General features: G+C 70.0%; 19 protein-coding genes and 1 pseudogene. 16 read left to right on the forward strand and 4 right to left on the reverse strand.

Translation table 11 applies throughout. The features are described 5' to 3' along the window. Nucleotides 1-39: 39 nt before the first annotated feature. Together ACWGI6_RS24605 and ACWGI6_RS24610 are read right to left on the reverse strand one after the other, a co-directional pair. On the reverse strand, nucleotides 40-309 hold the full coding sequence (locus ACWGI6_RS24605; protein ID WP_453269515.1) for a hypothetical protein: 270 nt from the start codon (nucleotides 307-309) through the stop codon (nucleotides 40-42). Between the two features lie 202 nt (nucleotides 310-511). After that, complete coding sequence (locus ACWGI6_RS24610) at nucleotides 512-1,453, reverse strand: hypothetical protein (RefSeq protein ID WP_453269516.1); 942 nt, start codon at nucleotides 1,451-1,453, stop codon at nucleotides 512-514. A 150-nt stretch (nucleotides 1,454-1,603) separates the two neighbouring features. Here ACWGI6_RS24610 and ACWGI6_RS24615 point away from each other — a divergent pair, with 150 nt between their 5' ends. Beyond that, nucleotides 1,604-4,252, forward strand: coding sequence for a valine--tRNA ligase (locus ACWGI6_RS24615; protein ID WP_453269517.1), 2,649 nt, complete (start codon nucleotides 1,604-1,606; stop codon nucleotides 4,250-4,252). Here the strand turns inward: ACWGI6_RS24615 and ACWGI6_RS24620 are convergent. Beyond that, nucleotides 4,218-5,426 carry a hypothetical protein gene (locus ACWGI6_RS24620; protein ID WP_453269518.1) on the reverse strand — a complete coding sequence of 403 codons (1,209 nt, stop codon included), beginning with the start codon at nucleotides 5,424-5,426 and terminating at the stop codon, nucleotides 4,218-4,220. The two genes, ACWGI6_RS24615 and ACWGI6_RS24620, sit on opposite strands and share 35 nt — an antisense overlap. Before the next feature lie 233 nt (nucleotides 5,427-5,659). Here ACWGI6_RS24620 and ACWGI6_RS24625 point away from each other — a divergent pair, with 233 nt between their 5' ends. The 9 genes from ACWGI6_RS24625 to ACWGI6_RS24665 all read left to right on the forward strand — a co-directional run bounded on the left by ACWGI6_RS24625 (nucleotide 5,660) and on the right by ACWGI6_RS24665 (nucleotide 16,285). Beyond that, nucleotides 5,660-7,114, forward strand: coding sequence for a peptidoglycan D,D-transpeptidase FtsI family protein (locus ACWGI6_RS24625; RefSeq protein ID WP_453269519.1), 1,455 nt, complete (start codon nucleotides 5,660-5,662; stop codon nucleotides 7,112-7,114). Nucleotides 7,115-7,246: 132 nt separating this feature from the next. Beyond that, nucleotides 7,247-8,761: a bifunctional tetrahydrofolate synthase/dihydrofolate synthase gene (gene folC / locus ACWGI6_RS24630; protein ID WP_453269520.1), complete on the forward strand. Its 1,515-nt coding sequence runs from the start codon at nucleotides 7,247-7,249 to the stop codon at nucleotides 8,759-8,761. Nucleotides 8,762-8,763: 2 nt separating this feature from the next. Next, complete coding sequence (locus ACWGI6_RS24635) at nucleotides 8,764-9,117, forward strand: DUF4233 domain-containing protein (protein ID WP_453269521.1); 354 nt, start codon at nucleotides 8,764-8,766, stop codon at nucleotides 9,115-9,117. Nucleotides 9,118-9,254: 137 nt separating this feature from the next. After that, nucleotides 9,255-9,668, forward strand: coding sequence for a nucleoside-diphosphate kinase (gene ndk / locus ACWGI6_RS24640; protein ID WP_453269522.1), 414 nt, complete (start codon nucleotides 9,255-9,257; stop codon nucleotides 9,666-9,668). A gap of 294 nt (nucleotides 9,669-9,962) precedes the next feature. Next, nucleotides 9,963-10,982, forward strand: coding sequence for a rod shape-determining protein (locus ACWGI6_RS24645; protein WP_003985182.1), 1,020 nt, complete (start codon nucleotides 9,963-9,965; stop codon nucleotides 10,980-10,982). A 243-nt stretch (nucleotides 10,983-11,225) separates the two neighbouring features. Beyond that, entirely contained in the window at nucleotides 11,226-12,158 is a 933-nt protein-coding gene (gene mreC, locus ACWGI6_RS24650) for a rod shape-determining protein MreC (protein WP_393909803.1), read from the forward strand. Between the two features lie 3 nt (nucleotides 12,159-12,161). After that, nucleotides 12,162-12,881, forward strand: coding sequence for a rod shape-determining protein MreD (gene mreD / locus ACWGI6_RS24655; RefSeq protein WP_393909804.1), 720 nt, complete (start codon nucleotides 12,162-12,164; stop codon nucleotides 12,879-12,881). A gap of 48 nt (nucleotides 12,882-12,929) precedes the next feature. Further along, entirely contained in the window at nucleotides 12,930-15,074 is a 2,145-nt protein-coding gene (gene mrdA, locus ACWGI6_RS24660; RefSeq protein WP_453269523.1) for a penicillin-binding protein 2, read from the forward strand. Beyond that, nucleotides 15,071-16,285, forward strand: coding sequence for an FtsW/RodA/SpoVE family cell cycle protein (locus ACWGI6_RS24665; protein WP_453269524.1), 1,215 nt, complete (start codon nucleotides 15,071-15,073; stop codon nucleotides 16,283-16,285). Before mrdA ends, ACWGI6_RS24665 begins: the two co-directional genes overlap by 4 nt. A 7-nt stretch (nucleotides 16,286-16,292) precedes the next feature. Here the strand turns inward: ACWGI6_RS24665 and ACWGI6_RS24670 are convergent, their stop codons facing one another. Beyond that, nucleotides 16,293-16,739 (reverse strand): ATP-binding protein, encoded by a 447-nt coding sequence (locus ACWGI6_RS24670; RefSeq protein ID WP_453269525.1) that lies wholly within the window; start codon nucleotides 16,737-16,739, stop codon nucleotides 16,293-16,295. Nucleotides 16,740-16,918: 179 nt separating this feature from the next. On the opposite strand from ACWGI6_RS24670, the gene ACWGI6_RS24675 reads away from it, so the two are divergent. The 6 genes and pseudogenes from ACWGI6_RS24675 to ACWGI6_RS24700 all read left to right on the forward strand — a co-directional run bounded on the left by ACWGI6_RS24675 (nucleotide 16,919) and on the right by ACWGI6_RS24700 (nucleotide 23,386). Continuing rightward, entirely contained in the window at nucleotides 16,919-18,532 is a 1,614-nt protein-coding gene (locus ACWGI6_RS24675) for a CYTH and CHAD domain-containing protein (RefSeq protein WP_453269526.1), read from the forward strand. Nucleotides 18,533-18,729: 197 nt separating this feature from the next. Then, entirely contained in the window at nucleotides 18,730-20,655 is a 1,926-nt protein-coding gene (locus ACWGI6_RS24680; RefSeq protein WP_453269527.1) for a TIGR03960 family B12-binding radical SAM protein, read from the forward strand. Nucleotides 20,656-20,733: 78 nt separating this feature from the next. Next, a complete protein-coding gene (locus ACWGI6_RS24685; RefSeq protein WP_453269528.1) occupies nucleotides 20,734-21,060 on the forward strand; it encodes a GNAT family N-acetyltransferase in 327 nt (108 codons plus the stop codon). A 12-nt stretch (nucleotides 21,061-21,072) separates the two neighbouring features. Further along, a pseudogene (locus ACWGI6_RS24690) lies at nucleotides 21,073-21,303 on the forward strand (GNAT family N-acetyltransferase); the annotation flags it as partial. 49 nt (nucleotides 21,304-21,352) lie between these two features. Further along, nucleotides 21,353-22,537 carry a hypothetical protein gene (locus ACWGI6_RS24695; protein WP_453269529.1) on the forward strand — a complete coding sequence of 395 codons (1,185 nt, stop codon included), beginning with the start codon at nucleotides 21,353-21,355 and terminating at the stop codon, nucleotides 22,535-22,537. Between the two features lie 48 nt (nucleotides 22,538-22,585). Beyond that, entirely contained in the window at nucleotides 22,586-23,386 is an 801-nt protein-coding gene (locus tag ACWGI6_RS24700; protein WP_453269530.1) for a TIGR03936 family radical SAM-associated protein, read from the forward strand. Nucleotides 23,387-23,407 lie beyond the last annotated feature (21 nt).

Below are 23,407 nucleotides of genomic sequence, written 5' to 3' on the forward strand. Positions count from 1 at the left end.
CTGCCGGGCGGCCCTCATGGTTTTCGATGGAGCAGCGGTTCAGTTGAGGCCCAGCTCGCAAGCCTTGTCGGCGTGGTCCGGCTTGACCCGGATCGCCTCCAGCATGGCTTGGCAGATGCCGACGTTTGCATGCCGCGTCGTCCAGTCGCCGGTGCCCGCGAGACTGCACGCGCTCCGCACATTGGGCCCCACCCTGTACCCGGCCTCAGCCAGGAACGACGTGCACTGCTTGGTGGTGGCCTGGGCCGGTGCGGTCGCCACGAGCGGAAGCGCACCTGCCGCCACCAGTACTCCAGTTGCTGCGGCCATGCGACGTATCGCGTTGCGCATGAAAACCCCCCATAGTTGTTGATCTTTCGGTCGAGGTGAAGGTACCAGCCGGTGAATCCTCCTTCTCCGCATACGTAGGGTTTTGGCCAATGCTCTGCCAGGCTTACGGTCCCTTGGCCGCAAGCAAAAGGCGCTTGATGAGGCAACCTCATCAAGCGCCTTGAACCTTCAGGCGGGACCGCTACTTCTCCTTGCGGACCTCGTCACGGATCTTGGCGGTCTTCTCGGAGAGCTGCTCGGTGGGGGTGGCCTGGGCCGACGGGGCGCTCGGCGAGGGGATCGCCTGATTGATCGCCACGCCCACCGCGCTGGAGTCCCCCCAGACGCAGACGCTCATCCCGCCGGACGCGGTGACGCTCCCGGAGGTGAAGGAGACCTTGTAGGCCTTGCACTTCATGACCTCGCCGTCGAAGCCGTCCGGGGTGTACTCGGTGATCGGGGTGACCGTCTCCACCTTGGCCTTGGACTCGCTCTGCTTCTGGCCTTCGTCGATCTTGGCGAACATCTTGTCCACCGCTCCGGACGGGTCCGCGATGTTGCCGTAGACGCCGCCGACATCGAGCCGGTCCGACTTGGACTTCTGGTACCTCGCGTCGACGGAGGTGCCGTTGGTGATGCCCATCGCCTTGGCTTCCTTGTCGTCGGCGATGGGCTTGGACCCTCCGGACCCCACCTCGGTCGACTTGGTGTACTCACCGCCCAGCAGGCTGTTCGGCATGACCATCGTGTAAGGCTTCACGTCCCCGCCCGACCCGAACGCGAAGTACGCCCCCAGGCCGATCGCCGCGACGACCGCGACCGCGCCGACGATCAGGCCGATCTTCTTGCCGTTGCCGCCGGTCTCCGGAGCGCCCTGGGGGATCATGCCGTAGGGGGTCTGCTGGCCGCCGTACGGGGGCTGCTGGCCGTAGCCGGGCTGGCCGCCCTGCTGGGGGTAGCCGTAACCCTGCTGAGGGGCCTGCTGAGGGTAGCCGTAGCCCTGCTGCTGCCCGGGCACCTGGCCGCCCTGCTGCGGGTAGCCGTAACCCGGCTGCGGGGCCGGCGGCTGCTGCGGCTGGCCGTACGGGCCGGGCTGCTGGGGCTGCTGGCCGTACGGGCCGGGAGGCGGCTGGTTGAAGCTCATGGAACGGTTCCCCTCGTGACAACTGGAGCCAGTTGAGTTCTGCGTGATGTTTATGCGCTCCCGACATCCTGTACGACGCCGCTGACAGCCGTGGCCCCGGGGGCGAAACCGATTCGAAGCTGCTACATCCGCGCCCGTACACTGTCCGTCGTGACCGAGAACACTCAGCAGAGCAACCACAGCGCCCCCGAACTGCCGACTCAGTACACGCCGGCCGATGTAGAGGGGCCGCTGTACGAGCGCTGGGTAGAGCGGGGCTACTTCGAGGCGGACGAGAAGAGCGACAAGCCGCCGTACACCGTCGTCATTCCGCCGCCGAACGTCACCGGTTCCCTGCACCTGGGGCACGCCTTCGAGCACACGCTGATCGACGCCCTCACCCGCCGCAAGCGCATGCAGGGCTACGAGACGCTCTGGCAGCCCGGTATGGACCACGCCGGTATCGCCACCCAGAACGTCGTCGAGCGGGAGCTCGCCAAGGAGGGCGTCTCCCGGCACGACCTGGGCCGTGAGGCGTTCGTCGAGCGGGTCTGGCTGTGGAAGAACGAGTCCGGCGGACAGATCTCCGGCCAGATGCGGCGGCTCGGCGACGGCGTCGCCTGGTCGCGCGAGCGCTTCACCATGGACGAGGGCCTGTCCAAGTCCGTCCAGACGATCTTCAAGCGGCTCCACGACGACGAGTTGATCTACCGCGCCGAGCGGATCATCAACTGGTGCCCGCGCTGTCTGACCGCCATCTCGGACATCGAGGTGGAGTACCAGGACGACGACGGCGAGCTCGTCTCCATCCGGTACGGCGAGGGCGACACCGCCATCGTCGTCGCGACGACGCGGGCCGAGACGATGCTCGGGGACACCGCGGTCGCCGTCCACCCGGAGGACGAGCGCTACGCCCATCTCGTCGGTACCGAGATCGAGTTGCCGCTGACCGGCCGCCGGATCCCGGTCGTCGCCGACGAGCATGTCGACCCGGAGTTCGGCACGGGTGCCGTCAAGGTCACCCCGGCGCACGACCCCAACGACTTCGAGATCGGCCGCCGTCACGGGCTGCCCAACCTCGCCGTCCTCGACGAGCGCGGCGTGATCACGGCGCACGGCCCCTTCCAGGGTCTGGACCGTTTCGAGGCCCGTTCCGCGATCGTCGGCGCGCTGCGCGCCGAGGGCCGGATCGTCGCCGAGAAGCGCCCGTACACGCACTCCGTCGGGCACTGCTCACGCTGCAAGACCACCATCGAGCCGCGGCTGTCGATGCAGTGGTGGGTCAAGGTCGGCCCGCTGGCGAAGGCCGCCGGTGACGCGGTCCGCGAGGGCAAGGTCAAGATCCACCCCAAGGAGATGGAGTCCCGCTACTTCGGCTGGGTCGACAACCTCCACGACTGGTGCATCTCGCGGCAGCTGTGGTGGGGCCACCGGATCCCCGTCTGGTACGGGCCGAACGGCGAGGTCGTCTGCGTCGGACCGGACGAGGAGGCGCCCACCGGCGAGGGCTGGACGCAGGACACCGACGTCCTGGACACCTGGTTCTCCTCCGGGCTGTGGCCGTTCTCCACGCTCGGCTGGCCCGAGCAGACCCCGAGCGTCGAGAAGTTCTATCCGAACTCCGTCCTGGTCACCGGCTACGACATCCTCTTCTTCTGGGTCGCCCGGATGATGATGTTCGGGCTGTACGCGATGGACGGCACCCCGCCGTTCCACACCATCGCGCTGCACGGCATGGTCCGCGACCAGTTCGGCAAGAAGATGTCCAAGTCCTTCGGGAACGCGGTCAACCCGCTGGACTGGATGGACGCCTACGGTTCGGACGCGGTCCGGTTCACGCTGGCACGCGGGGCGAACCCCGGTGTCGACGTCCCGATCGGCGAGGACTGGGTCCAGGGGTCCCGTAACTTCGCCAACAAGATCTGGAACGCCACCCGCTTCGCGCTGATGAACGGCGCGACGGTGGAGGGCGAACTGCCGCCCGTCGAGCAGCTGTCGGCGACCGACCGGTGGATCCTGTCCCGGCTGAACTCGGTCGTCGCCGAGGTCGATGCTTACTACGACGACTACCAGTTCGCGAAGCTGTCGGACACCCTCTTCCACTTCGCCTGGGACGAGGTCTTCGACTGGTACGTCGAGCTGTCCAAGACCACGTTCATGGCGGGCGGCCCGGCCGCCGACGCCTCGCGCCGGGTGCTGGGCGAGGTCCTGGACGTCACGCTGCGGCTGCTGCACCCGATCGTCCCGTTCGTCACCGAGACCCTGTGGACGACCCTGACCGGCGGTGAGTCGGTCGTGATCGCCGACTGGCCGAAGGCTGTGCTCGTCGCCGGGGCCGACGCCCCGGGCGGCTTCCGGGACGCGGCGGCCGAGCGGGAGATCGAGACCGTCCAGCAGGTCGTCACCGAGGTCCGCCGCTTCCGCTCCGACCAGGGGCTGCAGCCGGGCCAGAAGGTCCCGGCGCAGCTGGAGCTGGCCGGCACGGCACTGGCCGCGCACGAGGCCGCGATGCGCTCGCTGCTGCGGCTGCAGCCGGCCGGTGAGGACTTCAGCGCCACCGCCTCGCTGCCGGTCGCGGGCGCGACGGTCGCCCTGGACCTGTCCGGCGTGATCGACGTCGAGGCCGAGCGCAAGCGGCTGACCAAGGACCTGGGCGCCGCCGAGAAGGAGAAGGCGCAGGCCACCGCCAAGCTCGGCAACGAGGCGTTCCTCGCCAAGGCGCCGGAGAAGGTCGTGGACAAGATCCGCGGCCGGCTGGAGGCCGCGGAGGCGGACATCGTCCGGATCACCGCGCAGCTGGCGGCCCTGCCCAAGGCGTAGGCGCGGCACCCGGCCCGGGACCCGGGCCGTCCAGGGGACCGTCGTGCGCAGGCCCCTCGTCCGTACGGGCGGGGGGCCTGCGCCGTCCCGGTCCCCGCCGCCCCCGTTCGCGCACCGGCCAGAGCAGGACATACGCCGTCGAGACGGCCACGAACGCCAGGCGGATCAGGCCGCGGGCGGCATCGTCGGGGACCGCGAAGACACTGCCGTAGAGGGTGAGCAGCGCCAGCCAGCTCCACCACGGGACCAGCCGGCGCTGGCCGATGACGTCCCACAGCAGGGTGCCGAGCAGCACCGACGCGGTGTAGTACGTGTACACGCTGGGGTCGAGGGCGATCCGGGCGTTGGCGCCGAGCAGCACCACCGCCGCCCAGCGGCGCCGCCAGACGGCTGTCGAGCCCAGTGCCAGGCCGAGGGCGGCCTGGGCGGGGCGGTCCCAGCCGGGGGTCTCGGGGTCGCCGACGCCCAGCCAGCGCAGCGCGGACGCCGGATGGTTGGGGATGGCGAACTTCGCCGCGGCGAACGACTGGGAGTCGCCGATGAAGAACGGCAGCCAGGCGACCGCGACCAGACCCGCGCACCACAGTCCGGCGCGCAGCCACTTCTCCCTCGGCAGGGCGAGCAGCAGGGGGAGGAAGGCCAGTGCGGTGGGCTTGGAATCCATCGCCAGGGCCAGGCAGGCGCCGGTGAGGGCGGCGTTGCCGCGGGTGACGGCGCGTACCGCGAGGACGGTGAAGAACAGCGCGAGGACGTCGTCGAGATGCCCGAAGCGCACCCCCACCTCGATCCACATGGGGATGAAGGCCAGCCCGGCGATCAGTACGCGCTGCCGCAGCCGCTGGTGGTTGGTGCCGGTGCCCAGGAAGTGGTGGGCGGCGCTGCGGCCCGCCAGCACCACGATGACCAGGCCGAGCAGCGACATCAGGGCCGCGGCCAGGAACTGCCCGGTGGCCTCGGGGAAGGGGTTGAACAGGCCGGCCGTCAGAAAGCTGAGCGGGCCCATCTGGAGCTCGGGGTGGTGCGCGTAGAGATTGAGCCCGCCGGAGCCGTCGCCCGCGTCGCCCTGGTAGATCAGTTCGCCGCCGGTGCGCAGATAGTGCCAGGAGAAGCCGCCGTGCGGTTCGACGACGACGAACCACAGCACCGTCCAGGCGGTGAGCAGTATTAAGTGCATCCGCTGACTGATTGCCGGCACCCCTCTTCAGCTCCTGCCTTTCCGTGCGCTGCCTCGCGGTGATCACCGGGGAGGAATACAGCCCGCCGTGGAAGAGGGCGAAAGACGGCGGAAAGTTGTCCCGGCCGGTGCATCCGGCCGTTCTCATTGCCCTCTCATGAAGCCGAGGCACGGTGGACCGGAATGCCGTAGTTCCGGCAGATCCGCACGTCCACCACGAGGAGCCGCGCCCCATGAACAAGCCCCTGCGCCGGGCCTCGGTCTTCTGTCTGGCCCTCATCGTCGCGCTGATGGGCTGGGCCACCTGGCTTCAGGGCGCAAAGGCGAGTGACTTCAAGGAGGACCCGCACAATCCGCGGGTGGCGATCGGCAAGTACGCGGCGCCGCTGGGCAACATCCTCGTCGGCGGGGAGCCGGTGACCGGCTCCGCCGCCACCTCCTCCACGCTCAAGTACAAGCGGACCTACAAGGACGGCAAGCTCTACGCCCCGGTCACCGGCTTCACCTCGCAGATCTACGGCCACAACCAGCTGGAGAGCCTCTACGGCGACCTCCTCGACGGCTCCGACAGCCGGCTGCAGAGCCCCGCCGACGCGCTGACCCGCACCCGCGCCAAGGGCGGCGATGTGGCCACCACCGTCGACCCCGCGGTGCAGAAGGCCGGCTACCGGGCGCTGGACGGCAAGAAGGGCGCCGCCGTCGCCATGGACCCGGCCACGGGGCGGGTCCTGGGCATGGTCAGCACCCCGTCGTACGACCCGGGGAAGTTCGCGGGGTCCGCCGGGGCCGACCAGAAGGCCTGGAAGAAGATGTCCGGCGACGCGGAACACCCCGAGGTCAACCGGGCGCTGCGGCAGCCGCTGCCGCCCGGCTCCACCTTCAAGCTGGTGGTCGCGGCGGCCGCGCTGGAGAACGGTCTGTACTCGTCGGTGGACGAGCCCACCGACAGCCCCGACCCGTACACCCTCCCGCACACCCACACCAAGCTCTCCAACGAGAACGCCTCCGCGCCCTGCAAGAACGCGGACATCCGCACCGCGCTCCAGTACTCCTGCAACACCGTCTTCGCGAAGATGGCCGTCGACCTGGGCAAGGACAAGGTGAAGGCGCAGGCCGAGAAGTTCGGCTTCAACGACGACAAGGTGGACACCCCGGTGCGGGCCGGCAAGAGCGTCTACCCCTCCGACATGGACGAGGCACAGACCGCGCTCTCCGGGATCGGCCAGTTCGACGACCAGGCGACCCCGCTGCAGATGGCGATGGTCTCCTCGGCCATCGCGAACGGCGGCGACCTCAAGACCCCGCAGCTGGTCGACAAGCTGACCGACGGCGGCGGCAACACCGTCCAGGACTTCGGGCCGGCGACGTACGGCGACGGCAAGGCCATGTCGGCGGGTACGGCCCGGCAGCTGCGGTCGGCGATGCAGACGGTCGTGGACAAGGGCACCGGGTCCGGCGCGAAGATCGGCGGACTGACCGTCGGCGGCAAGACGGGCACCGCCCAGCACGGCGTCGACAACAGCGGTACGCCCTACGCCTGGTTCGTCTCGTACGCCGGGGACGGCAAGGGACACCAGGTGGCGGTGGCCGTGATGGTCGAGGACGGGCATGCCGCCCGCAACGAGGTCTCCGGCAACGGCCTGGCGGGCCCGATCGCGCGGGCCATGATGAAGGCGGCACTGACGTAGGCGAGGGGCGGCTCCGGCGTACGGGCGCGGTCGGGGGGCCGCTCGCGCCGGCCGGCCCCCGGGATACGGCGCGGTATCGGGGGAGGGCAGCGCAGCGCACCGCTGTCACACGTGCCTCGTAGACTGGTCGGTGTGAGCGAGCGCCCCCAGAACGACGACCCCGACCCGAACGAAGCCTTCGACGAACTGGTCGAGGCGGAGACCGACCGTGATCCGGATCTTGCGGTGATCGAGGCCGGCAGCCGGACCCTGCGCGCCCAGGCCGGGCCGCCGCAGGGGGACGGGATTCCCGCCCGGCCGGCCGACCCCGAGGTCGACCGTGCACTGCGCGCCGTCGAGGAGGAGCTGGCCGGCCGCTGGGGCGAGACCAAGCTCGACCCGTCGGTCCAGCGCATCGTGGCGCTGCTGGACATCCTGGGCGAACCACAGCGCGCCTACCCGTCCATCCACATCACGGGCACCAACGGCAAGACCAGCACCGCCCGCATGATCGAGTCCCTGCTGTCCGCCTTCGACCTGCGCACCGGCCGCTACACGAGCCCGCACGTCCAGTCGATCACCGAGCGGATCAGCCTGGACGCCGCCCCGATCTCCGCCGAGCAGTTCATCGAGACGTACCGGGACATCGCCCCGTATGTGGAAATGGTCGACGCCCAGCAGGAGTACCGCCTCTCGTTCTTCGAGGTGCTCACGGCGATGGCGTACGCCGCCTTCGCGGACAGCCCCGTGGACGTCGCGGTCGTCGAGGTCGGCATGGGCGGCACCTGGGACGCGACGAACGTCATCGACGGCGATGTCGCCGTGATCACCCCGATCGCGCTGGACCACACCGACCGGCTGGGGGAGACGCCCGAGCAGATCGCCGGTGAGAAGTCCGGGATCATCAAGAAGGACGCCACGGTCGTGCTGGCCCAACAGCCGGTGGACGCGGCGTCGGTGATGCTCAAGCGCGCGGTCGAGGTGGATGCGACGGTCGCCCGTGAGGGCATGGAGTTCGGGGTGCTCACCCGCGAGGTCGCGGTCGGCGGGCAGATGCTGACGCTGCGCGGACTGGGCGGCGAGTATCCCGAGATCTTCCTTCCGCTGTACGGCGCCCATCAGGCGCACAACGCCGCGGTGGCGCTCGCCGCGGTCGAGGCGTTCTTCGGTGTCGGCTCGGATCACGCCCGCACCCTGGACATCGACACCCTCCGCTCCGCGTTCGCCGCCGTCACCTCGCCCGGCCGGATGGAGGTCGTGCGGCGCAGCCCGACGGTCGTGCTGGACGCGGCACACAACCCGGCGGGTGCGCGGGCGGCGGCCGAGGCGGTCACCGAGGCGTTCGGGTTCAGCCGCCTGGTGGGCGTCGTCGGCGCCAGCGGGGACAAGGACGTACGGGGCTTCCTGGAGGCGTTCGAGCCGATCTTCGCCGAGGTCGTGGTGACACGTAATTCCAGCCATCGTGCGATGGATCCGGATGAGCTGGCGGCCGTCGCCGTCGAGGTCTTCGGCGCCGAGCGGGTCCAGGTCGAGCCGCGGCTCGACGACGCCCTGGAGGCGGCGATCACCCTCGCCGAGGAAGAGGGCGAGTTCTCCGGAGCGGGCGTGCTGGTGACCGGCTCGGTGATCACGGTCGGCGAGGCCCGGCTGCTGATGGGGAGGAGCTGACCATGCGGACACTGTGTGCCGGCACTCTGATAGGCGAATTCTTCGTGATCGGCTTCGCCGGTCTGGTCGCGATGCAGATGACCGCACTGCCGGCGGCCACGGTCTGGACGGTCAGCGGTATCGCGATGCTGCTGACCATCCTGCTGTGCGGGATGCTGACCTGTCCGGGCGGTGTCCAGCTCGGCTGGGCGCTGCAGTTCGCCCTGATCGCCAGCGGTTTCGTGGTCCCGACGATGTTCTTCCTGGGCGTGGTCTTCGCGGCCCTGTGGTGGGCGTCGGTCCACTTCGGCCGCAAGATCGATGAGGCGAAGGCCCGTTGGGCGGCGCAGGCCGAGGCGTCGGGGGAGCCGGCCTAGCGGGCCGTCTCGGCCCGGCCGCGGGGAGGCCCTCAGGGGCCGTGCCGGAGGCCGGGGGCGGGGCCGGGCAGGCCCTGGTCACCCATGTAGCCTCAAGTTCACCCGCTGACCGTTGTTCATATCCAGGGAGTCCCTCCGTGAGCCAGCGCACCCTCGTCCTCCTCAAGCCTGACGCCGTCAAGCGCGGTCTGATCGGCGAGATCATCGGCCGTATCGAGAGGAAGGCCGGCTGGACGATCAGCGCGCTGGAGCTGCGCGGCCTGGACCGTGCGCTTCTTGAGCAGCACTACGCCGAGCACGTCGGCAAGCCGTTCTACGAGCCCCTGGTCGCTTTCATGTCCTCCGGACCGGTGGTCTCGATGGTCGTCGAGGGGGAGCGGGTGATCGAGGGCGTACGGATGCTCGCGGGTCCGACTGACCCGATTGCCGCGCCGAGTGGGTCCATTCGTGGGGACTTCGGAACGATCACCCGAGAGAATCTGATCCATGCATCGGATTCCGAAGAGTCCGCCGAGCGCGAGATCAAGATTTTCTTCCCCGGAAATTCCTGACGGATCGTCAGCTGTATAACCCCCGTGACCAGGGGCGACCGACAAAATCATCGGTCGCCCTTTGGTGTATACGACACGATCGGGGGAACGCATCACCGCGACACGACGTCACCATTAAGGGGGGCGGGTGCGTGTACGGCTGACAATGGCGGAACAGCCTCCCGACGTGTTCGAGTGGGCGCACTACGAACTACGATGGAGACTTCCGCGCCGCACAGCGCATCACCTCCTGCCGACCTCCAGTAAGCATTCGCTCCAGTTGGGAAGGCCAGACGTATCCTCATGGGGAACAACATGTCGTTCATCGGCCGTGACATGGCTGTCGACCTCGGGACCGCCAACACGCTGGTGTACGTCAGGGGCCGCGGCATCGTCCTCAACGAGCCGTCGGTCGTGGCCATCAACACCAACACCGGCGGCATCCTCGCGGTAGGTGCTGAGGCGAAGAAGATGATCGGGCGCACGCCCGGCAACATCGTCGCCGTACGGCCCCTGAAAGACGGCGTGATCGCCGATTTCGAGATCACCGAGCGGATGCTCCGCTACTTCATCCTCAAGATCCACAAGCGGCGCTATCTGGCCCGCCCGCGGGTCGTCGTGTGTGTCCCCTCCGGCATCACCGGAGTCGAGCGCCGCGCGGTCATCGAGGCCTCGACCCAGGCCGGCGCGCGCCAGGTCCACATCATCGAGGAACCGATGGCCGCCGCGATCGGGTCCGGCCTGCCGGTCCACGAGGCCACCGGCAACATGGTCGTGGACATCGGCGGCGGTACGACCGAGGTCGCGGTCATCTCGCTCGGCGGCATCGTCACCGCGCAGTCCATCCGGGTGGCCGGCGATGAACTCGACAACGCGATCATCCAGCACATCAAGAAGGAGTACAGCCTTCTGCTGGGCGAGCGCACCGCCGAGAGCATCAAGATCACCATCGGTTCGGCGTACGACCTCGAACAGGACGAGCACACCGAGATCCGCGGCCGTGACCTGGTCTCCGGCCTGCCGAAGACCGTCGTCATCTCGGCCGCCGAGGTCCGCAAGGCCATCGAGGAGCCGGTCAACTCCATCGTCGACGCGGTCAAGACGACGCTCGACAAGTGCCCGCCGGAGCTGTCCGGTGACGTCATGGACCGCGGCATCGTGCTCACCGGAGGCGGCGCCCTGCTCCGCGGCCTCGACGAGCGGCTGCGCCGCGAGACCGGCATGCCCATCCACATCGCCGAGGACCCGCTCGACTCCGTCGCGCTCGGTTCCGGCAAGTGCGTCGAGGAGTTCGAGGCGCTCCAGCAGGTTCTCGACTCCCAGCCGCGCAGGTAGCACGGTCCGGGTCCCGATCCGCGCCGCGGCCGTCGAGCGGCGTCCGCGGCGGTCGGGAACCCTGGCGACCGCGGCCGGTCCGTCCGGCGGATCGCTGATATACAGGCACAACATCCCGACAGACACGGTGCGCTGACGCTTCACCTCTCCACCGTCATATCAAGGCACAACGCTCAACTCCCGAACGAGACCGGCGGGGCCCGCAGCCGGCCGGTCCTACGAGGAAGGACACGGCCGCCGCACGTGAGGGACACACGAGAGAGCCGGCTGCTGCTGGTGCTGCTGGTCGCGATCGCGTTCGCGCTGATCACGGTCGATATCCGCGGCGGCGAACAGTCCCCGCTCGATGGTGCCCGGCAAGCCGCCGCCTCCGCCTTCGGCCCGGTCGAAAGCGGCGTCGCCCGCGTCGTCAGCCCGGTCGGCAACGCCGTCGGTGCCGTGCGGGACTCCGGCAGACGGCACGACCGGATCAGCAAGCTGGAGCACGACAACGAGGCGCTGAAGGCCAAGCTCGGCTCCTCCGACCGGAACCGCAGCCGCGCCGCCCAGCTCGACAAGATCCTCAAGACCGCGGGCACCGGCCAGTACGGCATCAAGGGCGCCCAGGTCATCGCCATCGGCTCGGCCCAGGGCTTCTCCTGGACCGTCACCATCGACGCCGGCCGCCGTGACGGCATCGCCCGCGACATGACCGTGCTCAACGGCGACGGTCTGGTCGGCCGGGTCACCACCGTCGGCGCCGACACCTCGACCGTCCTGCTGGCCGCCGACCCCGACTTCACCGTCGGCACCCGCATGGAGAAGACCAACGAGATCGGCTTCGCCAATGGGCAGGGCGTCGGCTCGCTGCGCGTCCAGCTCCTCAACGGCAAGGCCAACATCAAGCGGGGCGACCGCCTGGTCACCTTCGGCTCCAGCAAGGACAAGCCGTTCGTGCCCGGCGTGCCCGTCGGCAAGGTCGTCAAGGTCGAGCCGTCCAACGGCGATCTGACCCGCGCCCTCCAGGTCCGGCCCTATGTCGCCTTCTCCCAGCTCGACATCGTCGGCGTAGTCGTCGCACCGCCCCGCCAGGATCCGCGTGACACCGTCCTGCCGCCGGCGCCCGCGAAGCCGAAGCCGACGCCGACGGTCACCGTCACGGCCACCCCCTCCGCGAGCGCTTCTCCCAGGAGCTGACCGATGCGCATCAACCGGATCCTGCTCGCGGCCCCGCTGGTGGTCGTCGCCCTCGTCATCCAGGTCACCATGCTGGCCAGACTTCAACTTCCCGGTGCCGTACCGGACCTGCTGCTGCTCGTCGTGGTCGGGCTGGCGTTGGTCTACGGCCATGTCGGTGGTGCGCTGGTCGGGTTCTTCGCCGGGCTGCTGGCCGACCTCGCCCCGCCCTCCGACCACGCCATCGGCCGCTATGCGCTGGTGCTCTGCGTCATCGGCTATGCCGCGGGCCTGACCAAGCCGGACTCGGGCCGGCACCGCTCGGCGACGCTGCCGCTGATCGTCGTCCTCGGTGCCGCCGTCGGCTCGACGCTGATGTACGCCGGCGTCGGCGCGCTGGTCGGTGACACCGCCGCCCGCCACGTCGGCATCGTCGGACTGCTGCTCAGCGCGACCCTCTACGACCTGCTGCTGGCCCCCTTCACCGTTCCCCTGGTGATGGCACTGGCACGGAGAACGGAGCACGATCCGCTGGCCGGCGAGGGCTCCGGCAGCCCGAGCGGTGTGGCCGGCGGCCGGGACTCCGGGTACGGCTGGCTCACCACCGGTACGGGACTCAAGGCCAGCCGCGGCGCCATGAAATCCCTGCGCACGGGGACGGGCATCGGCAGCCAGCGCGGCAGTCTGCTCGGCAAGTCGGCCCGCGACAAGGTGGGCCGCATCAAGGGGGTCAAGCGACTGTGACGCCCTTCCCTCTCCCGACCACCACCTCTCGTGGAGGCGCCGCGCGCCATGAGTAATCTCCCGGAAACCCGGACCTCCCGGGTCAGCGTCCGGCTCATCGCGATCCAGATCCTGGTCTTCTCCCTGCTGCTCACCCTCGGCGGCCGGCTCTGGTATCTGCAGATCCGCAACGGCCAGGAGTACGCCACGGAGGCGAAGAACAACCACGTCCAGCAGGTCATCGAGCCCGCCACCCGCGGCTCCATCCTCGATGCGCGCGGGGTGCCGCTGGCCGACAACCAGACCCGTCTGGTCGTCTCCGCGAGCCGTACCGAGCTGCTGAAGATGAAGGACGACGGCAAGGCCGTCCTCGGCCGGCTGGCCAACGTGCTCGGCATGTCCGAGAAGGAGATCCGCAACAAGGTCCGGCTGTGTGACTCCAAGACCCCGCAGCCCTGCTGGAACGGTTCGCCGTACCAGCCGATCCCGATCACCGACGAGGCCACCACCCAGCAGGCCCTCCAGATCCGCGAGCGCTCCGAGGCCTTCCCCGGCATCAGCGCCGAGCCCACCGCCGTCCGCCGCTACGCCGCTCCCGGCAACGCCAACACCGCCCAGGTGCTCGGCTACCTCTCGCCGGTGACCGACGGGGAGATCAACAAGGCCAAGAACACCAGCTCGCCGTTCCTGCGCTCCGACCAGATCGGCCGGTCCGGTCTGGAGCGTACGTACGACAGCTCGCTGCGCGGCAAGGCCGCCGTCACCCGCTATGAGGTCGACAACCTCGGCCGGGTCATCGGCCAGGCCAACAGCGAGAAGGGTCAGGGCGGTTCGAGCGTCGTCACCAGCATCGACGCGAGGGTGCAGGCCATAGCGGAGAAGCAGCTCGAACAGGCCATGAAGGACGCCCGCAAGGTGCACGACAAGAACACCGGCACCAACTACAAGGCCGACTCGGGCGCCGTCGTCGTGATGGAAGCCAAGACCGGCCGGGTGGTGGCCATGGCCTCCAACCCCAACTACGACCCCAACGCCTGGGTCGGCGGCATCTCCGGCAAGGACTACGCCCACCTCACCGGCAAGGGCTCCAACTACCCGCTGCTGAACCGCGCCATCCAGGGACAGGCCGCCCCCGGCTCGATCTTCAAGGTCATCTCGACCACGGCCGCGATCAACGCGGGCTATGACTTCAACGGCCACTACCCCTGCACCAGCTCGTACAGCATCGGCGGCCAGGTCTTCAAGAACTTCGAGGGGGAGGGCCACGGCGACATCAGCCTGGGCCGGGCGCTGGAGGTCTCCTGCGACACCGTCTTCTACCGGCTCTCGCACGAGGAGTGGAAGAAGGACGGCGGGGACAAGCCCAAGAAGGACCCCAACGACTGGTTCTACAGGACCGCCCACCAGTTCGGTCTCGGCAAGGAGACCGGCATCGACCTTCCCAACGAGGTCACCGGCCGGGTCCCCGACCGCAAGTGGAAGAACGCCTTCTGGAAGGCCAACAAGGCCGGCTGGTGCGAGCAGGCCAAGGCCTGGCCCAAGAAGAAGGACTTCGGCACCAAGCTCGCCCGTGAGGGCTGCCTCGAAGGCATGAAGCTGCACGCCTACGACTCCATCAACTACGCCATCGGACAGGGCGACACCCTCGTCACACCGATCCAGATGGCGGCCATCTACGGCGCGATCAGCAACGGCGGCACGCTCTACAACCCGACCGTCGGCAAGGCCATCGTCAGCCCCGACGGCAAGAGGGTGCAGCGGATCGAGCCCAAGTCGCACGGCAAGCTGCCCGACTCCCCCAAGACGCTCCGGCAGATCGATTCCGCGCTGGCGGGTGTGGCCACCCGCGGTACCGCCGCATGGCGCTTCCAGGGCTGGCCGCAGGACAAGATCCCGATGCACGCCAAGACCGGTACCGCCGAGGTCTACGGGAAGCAGACCACCTCGTGGTTCGCGACGTACACCAAGGACTACACGATCGTCATGACGATCGCCCAGGGTGGTACCGGCTCCGGTGCCTCCGGTCCGGCCGTACGCAACATCTACAACGCCCTGTACGGAGTCGACGAGAAGGGAGGGATCAACCCGAAGGCCGCCCTGTTGCCGAAGCCCCAGGGCTCGCTCCCCAAGATCGAGGGTGACGGGAGCATCCAGGCTCAGCCCATCAAGCCGTATGTCCTGCCGTCGCCGTCCGCATCGGAGAGCCCACAGTGACGACCAGCCATACCTCCCGGGCGTTCTCGATCCGGCGCTACACCCCCGAGCTCGGTACCTGGGGCAAGCTGACGGCGCGCGATTCGGTGCTGCGCAAGCTGGACTGGATGCTGCTGCTGTCCTGCCTGGTGCTGTCGCTGATGGGTTCGATTCTGGTCTTCTCCGCCACCCGCAACCGCACCGAGCTCAACCACGGCGACGAGTATTATTACTTCCTGCACCATCTGCTCAATCTCGGCATCGGCCTGACGCTGGCCGCCGGCACGATCTGGCTCGGGCACCGCACGCTCCGCGGCGCGGTCCCGATCCTGTACGCCCTGTCGGTCGTGCTGGCGCTGCTGGTGCTGACGCCGCTGGGCGCCACCATCAACGGCTCGCGTTCCTGGCTGGCGATCCCCGGCGGCTTCTCGCTCCAGCCCGCCGAGTTCGCGAAGATCACCATCACGCTCGGCATGGCGATGATCCTGGCGTCCCGGGTCGACGCGGGGGACCGCCCGCACCCCGGTCACCGCACCGTCGTCCAGGCCCTCGGCCTGGCCGCCGTTCCCGTCGGCGTGATCATGCTGATGCCCGACCTCGGCTCGGTCATGGTGCTCGGCGCCGTCATCCTGGGCGTACTGCTCTCCTCCGGTGCCTCCAACCGCTGGATCCTCGGGCTGGTCGGCACCGGCGTCGTGGGCTGTGTCGCCATCTGGCAGCTCGGTCTGCTGGACGCCTACCAGATCGCCCGGTTCGCCGCGTTCGCCAACCCGAGCCTCGACCCGGCCGGTGTCGGCTACAACACCAACCAGGCCCGGATCGCGATCGGCGGCGGCGGACTGACCGGCTCCGGCCTCTTCCACGGCAGCCAGACCACCGGCCAGTTCGTCCCCGAACAGCAGACGGACTTCATCTTCACCGTCGCCGGTGAGGAGCTCGGCTTCCTGGGTGCGGGCCTGATCATCGTGCTGCTCGGTGTCGTCCTGTGGCGCGCCTGCCGGATCGCGCGCGAGTCCACCGAGCTCTACGGCACGATCGTCGCCGCCGGCATCATCGCGTGGTTCGCCTTCCAGGCCTTCGAGAACGTCGGTATGACCCTCGGCATCATGCCTGTCACCGGCCTTCCCCTGCCGTTCGTCTCCTACGGCGGCACTTCCATGTTCGCGGTCTGGATCGCGATCGGGCTGCTCCAGTCGATCCGTGTACAGCGCCCCCTGTCGGCCTCGCGCTGACGCCGCGTCACTGCCCCAGGCGCAGCTCGAACCACAGCGAGGTGGACCTGGGCAGGCCCGTGAACGGCGCCGTGCCCCAGTCGTCGGCGAGGCGGTCGGCCAGCAGCAGCCCGTAATCGTCCGGCTGCTCGCCGGCCGCCGGCGCCGGCGACGGAATCCGGGCCTGCGCCTCGTCGTGCACGCTGATCCGCAGTCCGTGTCCCGCGGTCAGCATCCGCAGCAGGATGTCCGTGGACCCCGGTGTGTGCAGATGGGCGCGGGTCACCGCCTCCGAGGTGAGCAGCACGGCGGTGTCGAGGAGCGGGGCGAGCGCTGTGCGGCGGAGCACGGCGCGGACGAAATCGCGGGCGGCCTTCGGGGCGACGGGTGTGCTCGGTGCGGTCAGGACGTACGGGCGGGCGCCTGACGAGACGCGGATGGGTGTCCGGGCGACGGGTGCGGTTGGGGGGTGCACGGATGTCTCCCTCCCCGAAGGGGTCGAGCGAGCGCCTGTTGCACTCTGCGTATTCACTTCGTCACACACGGTAAGTCATGTTGCACGGCGTGTGCTACCACTGCTCCGGATCCCGCCTCGTGGCAGCTCTCCGGGGCGGGTGGGTGGCCCCGGGCGGAGTGCGTGGCTAGCCTCGATGCATGGCGGACACCGTGCGGGAGATCGAACGGAAGTACGAGGTCGACGACGACGTGCAGCTGCCCGACCTGACCGGTGTCGGCCGGGTCGCCACCGTGGTGGAGGCGGGTGTCGAGGATCTTGACGCCCTCTATTACGACACTCCTGACCAGCGCCTCGCCGCCGACCGCATCACGCTGCGCAGGCGCACCGGCGGCAAGGATGCGGGCTGGCATCTGAAGCTGCCGGTCGCGCCGGGTGTACGCGACGAAGTGCGGGCGCCGCTGTCCGACAGGCCGCCCCGGGAGCTGATCGCGCTCGTCCGGTCACGCGTGCTGGACCAGGAGCTGGTCCCCCTCGTACGGCTGCGGACGCGGCGTACGGTCCGGGTGCTGCAGGACTCCGCGGGCGCACCGCTTGTGGAGCTGGCGGTGGACGAGGTGCACGCGCAGCGGGCGGCGGAGGCCGGAACGGGGCCGAGCGAGGCCCACTGGCGCGAGATCGAGGCGGAGCTGGTCGGGGGCGACGACACCGCACTGCTGGACGAGATCGGCCGGGCGCTGGTCGCGGCAGGGGCGCACCCCGCCTCGTCGGAGTCGAAGCTGGCACGGGCGCTGGCCGAGACGGGCCTGGCGCGCGACCGGCCCGCACTCCCCGGCGCGGGACAGGATGAGCGGCGCCCCCGAGGCTCCGGCGAGCGCGGGGGCAAGGGCAAGCGCGGGGGCAAGGGCAAGGGGGCCGGGAAGAAGGGGCCCACCGCCGGAGACGTGGTGCTCCGCTATGTCCGTGAGCAGGTGCGGGTGATCATCGAGCTGGATCCGGCGGTACGGCGGGATCTGCCCGACTCGGTGCACCAGATGCGGGTCGCCACCCGCCGGCTGCGCAGCGCCTTCCGCTCGTACACGAAGGTGCTCGACCGCGGCGTCACCCTGCCCATCGCCCTGGAACTCAAGTGGCTGGCGGCGGAGTTGGGGGTGGACCGGGACCGCGAGGTGCTGACCGCGCGGCTGTATGACGCGCTGGCCGAGGTGCCCCGGACGCTACGGCTGGGCCCGGTGGCCGCCCGGCTGCGCATCTGGTCCGAGCGCCGCCGGACCGGCTCGCGGCGGGAGGTGCTCTCCGTATTGGACGGCCCCCGCTATCTGGCGCTGCTGAAGACCCTGCACGGTCTCCTGGAGGCGCCGCCGCTGCTCCCGGCCGCCGGCCGGCCGGCGCCCGACGTGATGGCCAAGGCCGTGCTGAAGGACTACCGGCGGCTGGCCCGCCGTGTGGAGGCCGCGCTGGCGGCACCGGCCGGGCGGGAGCGGGACGAGGCGCTGCACGGCGCCCGCAAGGCCGCCAAGCGGACGCGGTACGCGGCGGAGGCCGCCCGTCCGGCGCTCGGCAGGCCGGCGAAGAAGTTCGCCAAGCGGATCAAGCGGGTCCAGCAGCTGCTGGGCGACCACCAGGACAGCGTGGTGGCGCGCGGCGCGCTGCGCGAACTGGCCGTCCAGGCACACAAGGCCGGTGAGGGCGGCTTCACCTTCGGCCTGCTCTACGGGCGCGAGGAGGCCCGGGCGGCCGACCGGGAACGGGAACTGCCGGGCCTGTGGAAGAAGATCTCGCGGCGCAAGCACCTGGCCGCGCTCCGACCGTGACCGGCCGTACGGGCCGCCGGTCGTCCGGCCGGCGCACCGCGGCCCGGCAGACGCGGCGGTGACCCGCCCCGGGGCGCGTGCGCAGTGCGCCGGCCCCTGTACTCCCCGCCGCCGCGGGGTATCCGGTCACCGTCCGAGGGGGTGGCTCCGAGCGGTTACGCTTGAGAGTCGCCCCCGCCAGCTCACGAAGGTTCGAGATGTCTGCCGAGTCGGTCTTCCCACAGCTCGAGGCCCTGCTCCCGCATGTGCAGAAGCCCATTCAGTACGTCGGCGGTGAGCTGAACTCCACCGTCAAGGACTGGGATTCCTGTGACGTGCGGTGGTCGCTCATGTACCCGGACGCCTACGAGGTCGGTCTGCCCAACCAGGGCGTCATGATCCTCTACGAGGTCCTCAACGAACGCGAGGGCGTGCTGGCCGAGCGCACGTACAGCGTGTGGCCCGACCTCGAAGCGCTGATGCGTGAGCACCACGTCCCGCAGTTCACGGTCGACGCGCACCGCCCCGTCGGCGCCTTCGACGTGCTCGGTGTCTCCTTCTCGACCGAGCTGGGGTACACCAACCTCCTCACCGCCCTGGACCTCGCCGGTATCCCGATGGAGTCCAAGGACCGCACGGAGGACCACCCGATCATCCTCGCGGGCGGCCACGCGGCCTTCAACCCCGAACCGATCGCGGACTTCCTGGACTGTGCGGTCGTGGGCGACGGCGAGCAGGCGGTGCTGGAGATCACCGAGATCATCCGCGCCTGGAAGGCCGAGGACCGGCCCGGTGGGCGCGATGAGCTGCTGCTCCGCCTGGCGAAGACCGGCAGCGTGTACGTCCCCAGGTTCTACGACGTGGAGTATCTGGCCGACGGCCGGATCTCCCGCGTCGTGCCGAACCGCTCCGGCGTCCCGTGGCGGGTGTCCAAGCACACCGTCATGGACCTGGACGAATGGCCCTACCCCAAGCAGCCGCTCGTTCCCCTGGCCGAGACCGTCCATGAGCGGATGTCGGTCGAGATCTTCCGCGGCTGCACCCGCGGCTGCCGTTTCTGCCAGGCCGGCATGATCACGCGCCCTGTACGGGAGCGAAGCATCACCGGCATCGGCGACATGGTGGACAAGGGGCTGAAGGCCACGGGATTCGAGGAGGTCGGCCTGCTGTCGCTGTCCTCCGCGGACCACACCGAGATCGGCGACCTCGCGAAGGGGCTCGCCGACCGGTACGAGGAAGACAAGATCGGTCTGTCGCTGCCGTCGACCCGTGTCGACGCCTTCAACGTCGACCTTGCCAACGAGCTGACGCGCAACGGCCGTCGCTCCGGTCTGACCTTTGCGCCCGAGGGCGGCTCGGAGCGGATGCGCAAGGTCATCAACAAGATGGTCTCCGAAGAGGACTTGATCAGGACCGTCTCCACGGCCTACGGCAACGGCTGGCGGCAGGTGAAGCTCTACTTCATGTGCGGCCTGCCGACCGAGACCGACGAGGACGTGCTCCAGATCGGCGACATGGCGGTCAAGGTCATCGCCGAGGGCCGCAAGGTCTCCGGGCAGAACGACATCCGCTGCACGGTCTCCATCGGCGGCTTCGTCCCCAAGCCGCACACCCCGTTCCAGTGGGCGCCGCAGCTGTCGGCGGAGGAGACGGACGCCCGTCTCGAAAAGCTCCGGGACAAGATCCGCGGCGACAAGAAGTACGGCCGCTCCATCGGCTTCCGCTACCACGACGGCAAGCCCGGCATCGTCGAGGGCCTGCTCTCGCGCGGTGACCGCCGCATCGGCTCGGTCATCCGCGCCGTCTACGAGGGCGGCGGCCGCTTCGACGGCTGGCGCGAGCACTTCTCCTACGACCGCTGGATGAAGGCCGCCGAGGAGACGCTGCCCGCCTTCGGCGTGGACGTCGCCTGGTACACCACCCGTGAGCGGGAGTACGAGGAGGTCCTGCCTTGGGACCACCTGGACTCCGGTCTCGACAAGGACTGGCTCTGGGAGGACTGGCAGGACTCGCTCGACGAGACCGAGGTCGAGGACTGCCGCTGGACCCCGTGCTTCGACTGCGGCGTCTGCCCGCAGATGGACACCGAGATCCAGATCGGTCCGACCGGCAAGAAGCTGCTGCCGCTGACCGTCGTCAAGTAGCGCCTGCCGTACGCCTCTTCGGCCCGGCCCCGCACCCCGCGGTGGCCGGGCCGTGGCATGCTCCCGCACAATGAGGCGATGCCGCCGCAACTCGTCGCGCCCACCCTCGCCGTCCATGCCTCGTTCCTCGCCGCGATGGACGAGTTCCGTGCCGAGGGCGTGGAATCCGTGCCGCACTCCGGCCTGGCCCGCGAGCTGACGACCTGGCGCAGCCGCTGGCCGACCGCCGAAGGCTTCGCCGTCTACGTCGAGTTGGCCGGCGGTGTGCAGCGCGATCCACGCGTCGACGGTGTGGTCCCCATGACCACACGCTGGTGGGTGGCCGGGGACACCTACCTGGGGCGGGTCACCATCCGCCACCACCTCACCCCCTCCCTCCTCAGCTGGGGCGGCCACATCGGCTAAGCCGTACGACCCGGCGCCCGCCGCCGCGGCCACGCCACCGCGATACTGCGCGCCGCGCTGCCGGTCGCCCACCACGAGCTGGGCATCGACCCGGTGTTGGTCACCTGCGATGACACCAACACCGGCTCGCGTAGGGTCATCGAGGCCTGCGGCGGGGTCTTCGAGGACCAGCGCGACGAGAAGCTGCGCTACTGGATCTCCGCGGGAACCGCCGCCTCACAGCGGCCGCACCGGCCCGTCTGAGGCGCCGGGGCAGGCAGGACAAGGACAGAAACGCAGGGGGAGATGCAGGATGGAGCCCACTGACAAGGACCGGCGGGTGCCCGCCCGTTACGAGCCGGGCGAGGGCTGTGTGACCATGGTCGTCCGGCTGCCGCTACGGATCGTGGTGCTGGTGCTCCTGGTGCCGGTGCGCCTGGTGTGGGATGCACTGACCGCCGCCGGCCGTGCGCTGCAGCGGAGCGTGCTGCGTCCCCTCGGCCGCGGCCTCGCCTGGCTGTGGCGCACCCTCGTGGCCGTCCCGGCGGCGTGGGCCTGGCGCACGCTGATCGTGATCCCCGTGGCGTGGGCCTGGCGCACCCTCGTCGTGCTCCCGATCGGGTGGATCTGGCGCACGCTGGTCGTCGCCCCCCTGGTGTGGCTGTGGCGCGCCGTCCTCGCGCCGGCCGGCCGGGGAATCGGCGCGGCCCTGGCGTGGCTGGTGCGGTATCTGCTGGTGCTCCCCGCGCAGTGGCTGTACACGTATGTGCTGACGCCGGTCGGGCACGGCGTTGCCCGGGTGCTGCGCGGACTGGGGGCGGCCCTGCGGTGGCTGGGCCGCGCGTTGTTCGTATGGCCGTGGGTGGCCCTGTGGCGGTATGTGCTGGCACCCGTCGGCCGGGGGATCGGCACGGCCCTGGCGTGGCTGGTGCGGTGTCTGCTGGTGCTCCCCGCCCAGTGGCTGTACGCATATGTGCTGACGCCGGCCGGGCGCGGCCTCGCCCGGCTGGTACGCGGTATCGGCACCGTTCTCGCCACGCTCTTCCGGTGGCTCGTGGTCGTGCCGCTGGTCGCCCTGTGGCGGTATGTGCTGGCGCCGGCCGGGCGGCTGCTGGCCGCCGTGGTGACGGTGGTCGTGCGCGAGGTCGGGTCGGCGCTCGGGCACTGCTGGCGGGCCGCCGGGATCGTCTCCCGGGCCATCGGCCGGTTCCTCGGCACGCTGCTGCGCCGGCTCCTCGTCGAACCGGTCCGGTGGGCGTACCGCAACGTGCTCACCCCGCTCGGACACGGCATCCGGGACGGCATCTGGCGGCCGGTCCGGCAGGCGCTGCGCACCGCCCGCGAGACCGTGCGGCAGACCCGCGGGGAGATCCGGCGGGCGCTGTTCGGGGCGCCCGAGGAGCCCCGGCAGGCGGCCGATGCGCAGCCCCGCCGGGAACCGGAGGCTTCCCGGACACGTACTCTAGGTAGCAGTACGACCGCTCTCACGAAGGACTGAACGACACTGGGCAAGCGACAGCCCGAAGGCCCGCCGCCCGCACCGGCGGTGCAGCGCATCCGACTGCGCTACACCAAGCGCGGCCGCCTCCGGTTCACCAGCCACCGCGACTTCCAGCGCGCTTTCGAGCGGGCGCTGCGCCGCGCCGAGGTCCCCATGGCCTATTCGGCGGGCTTCACCCCGCACCCCAAGGTGTCGTACGCCAACGCCGCCCCGACCGGTACGGGCAGCGAGGCCGAGTATCTGGAGATCCAACTCGCTGAGCGCCGCGATCCGGACGCTCTGCGCACCCTTCTCGACGAGTCGCTTCCGGACGGGCTCGATGTGACCGACGCCGTCGAGGCACACACGAGTGGTCTGGCCGACCGGCTCCAGGCCTCGGTGTGGGAGATCCGCCTCGACGGGGTCGAGGCTCTGGCGGCCGAGCGCGCCGTCGAGGCGTTCCTCGCCGCCGAAGAAGTACAGGTCGAGCGGCGTACGAAAAACGGCATGCGGACCTTTGACGCGCGGGCCGCAGTGGCGCGTCTGGAGGCCGCCGACCACGACAGCGATAGGCCCGACGGCAAAGCCTGTGCGATACTGCGGCTGGTTGTTCGGCATCTGACACCTGCCGTTCGACCCGACGACGTCCTGTCCGGCCTCCGAGCTACGGCCGACCTGGCGCCGCCGGTCCCCGCAGCGGTGACCAGGCTGGCGCAGGGGCTGCTCGATGAGGAGTCCGGCGCGGTGACTGACCCGCTAGCGCCCGACCGCGACGCTGCCACGGCCGCCCCATCCACGGCCGCCGGGCTGAGTGCCGCGAAGGTGACGAGTGGGGCCTCCCCGGCAGCCGGGGAAGGTACTGCGTAGGACCGCCGTCGTCGCGTCGCC

This window comes from Streptomyces sp. NPDC054786 (genome assembly GCF_053611685.1).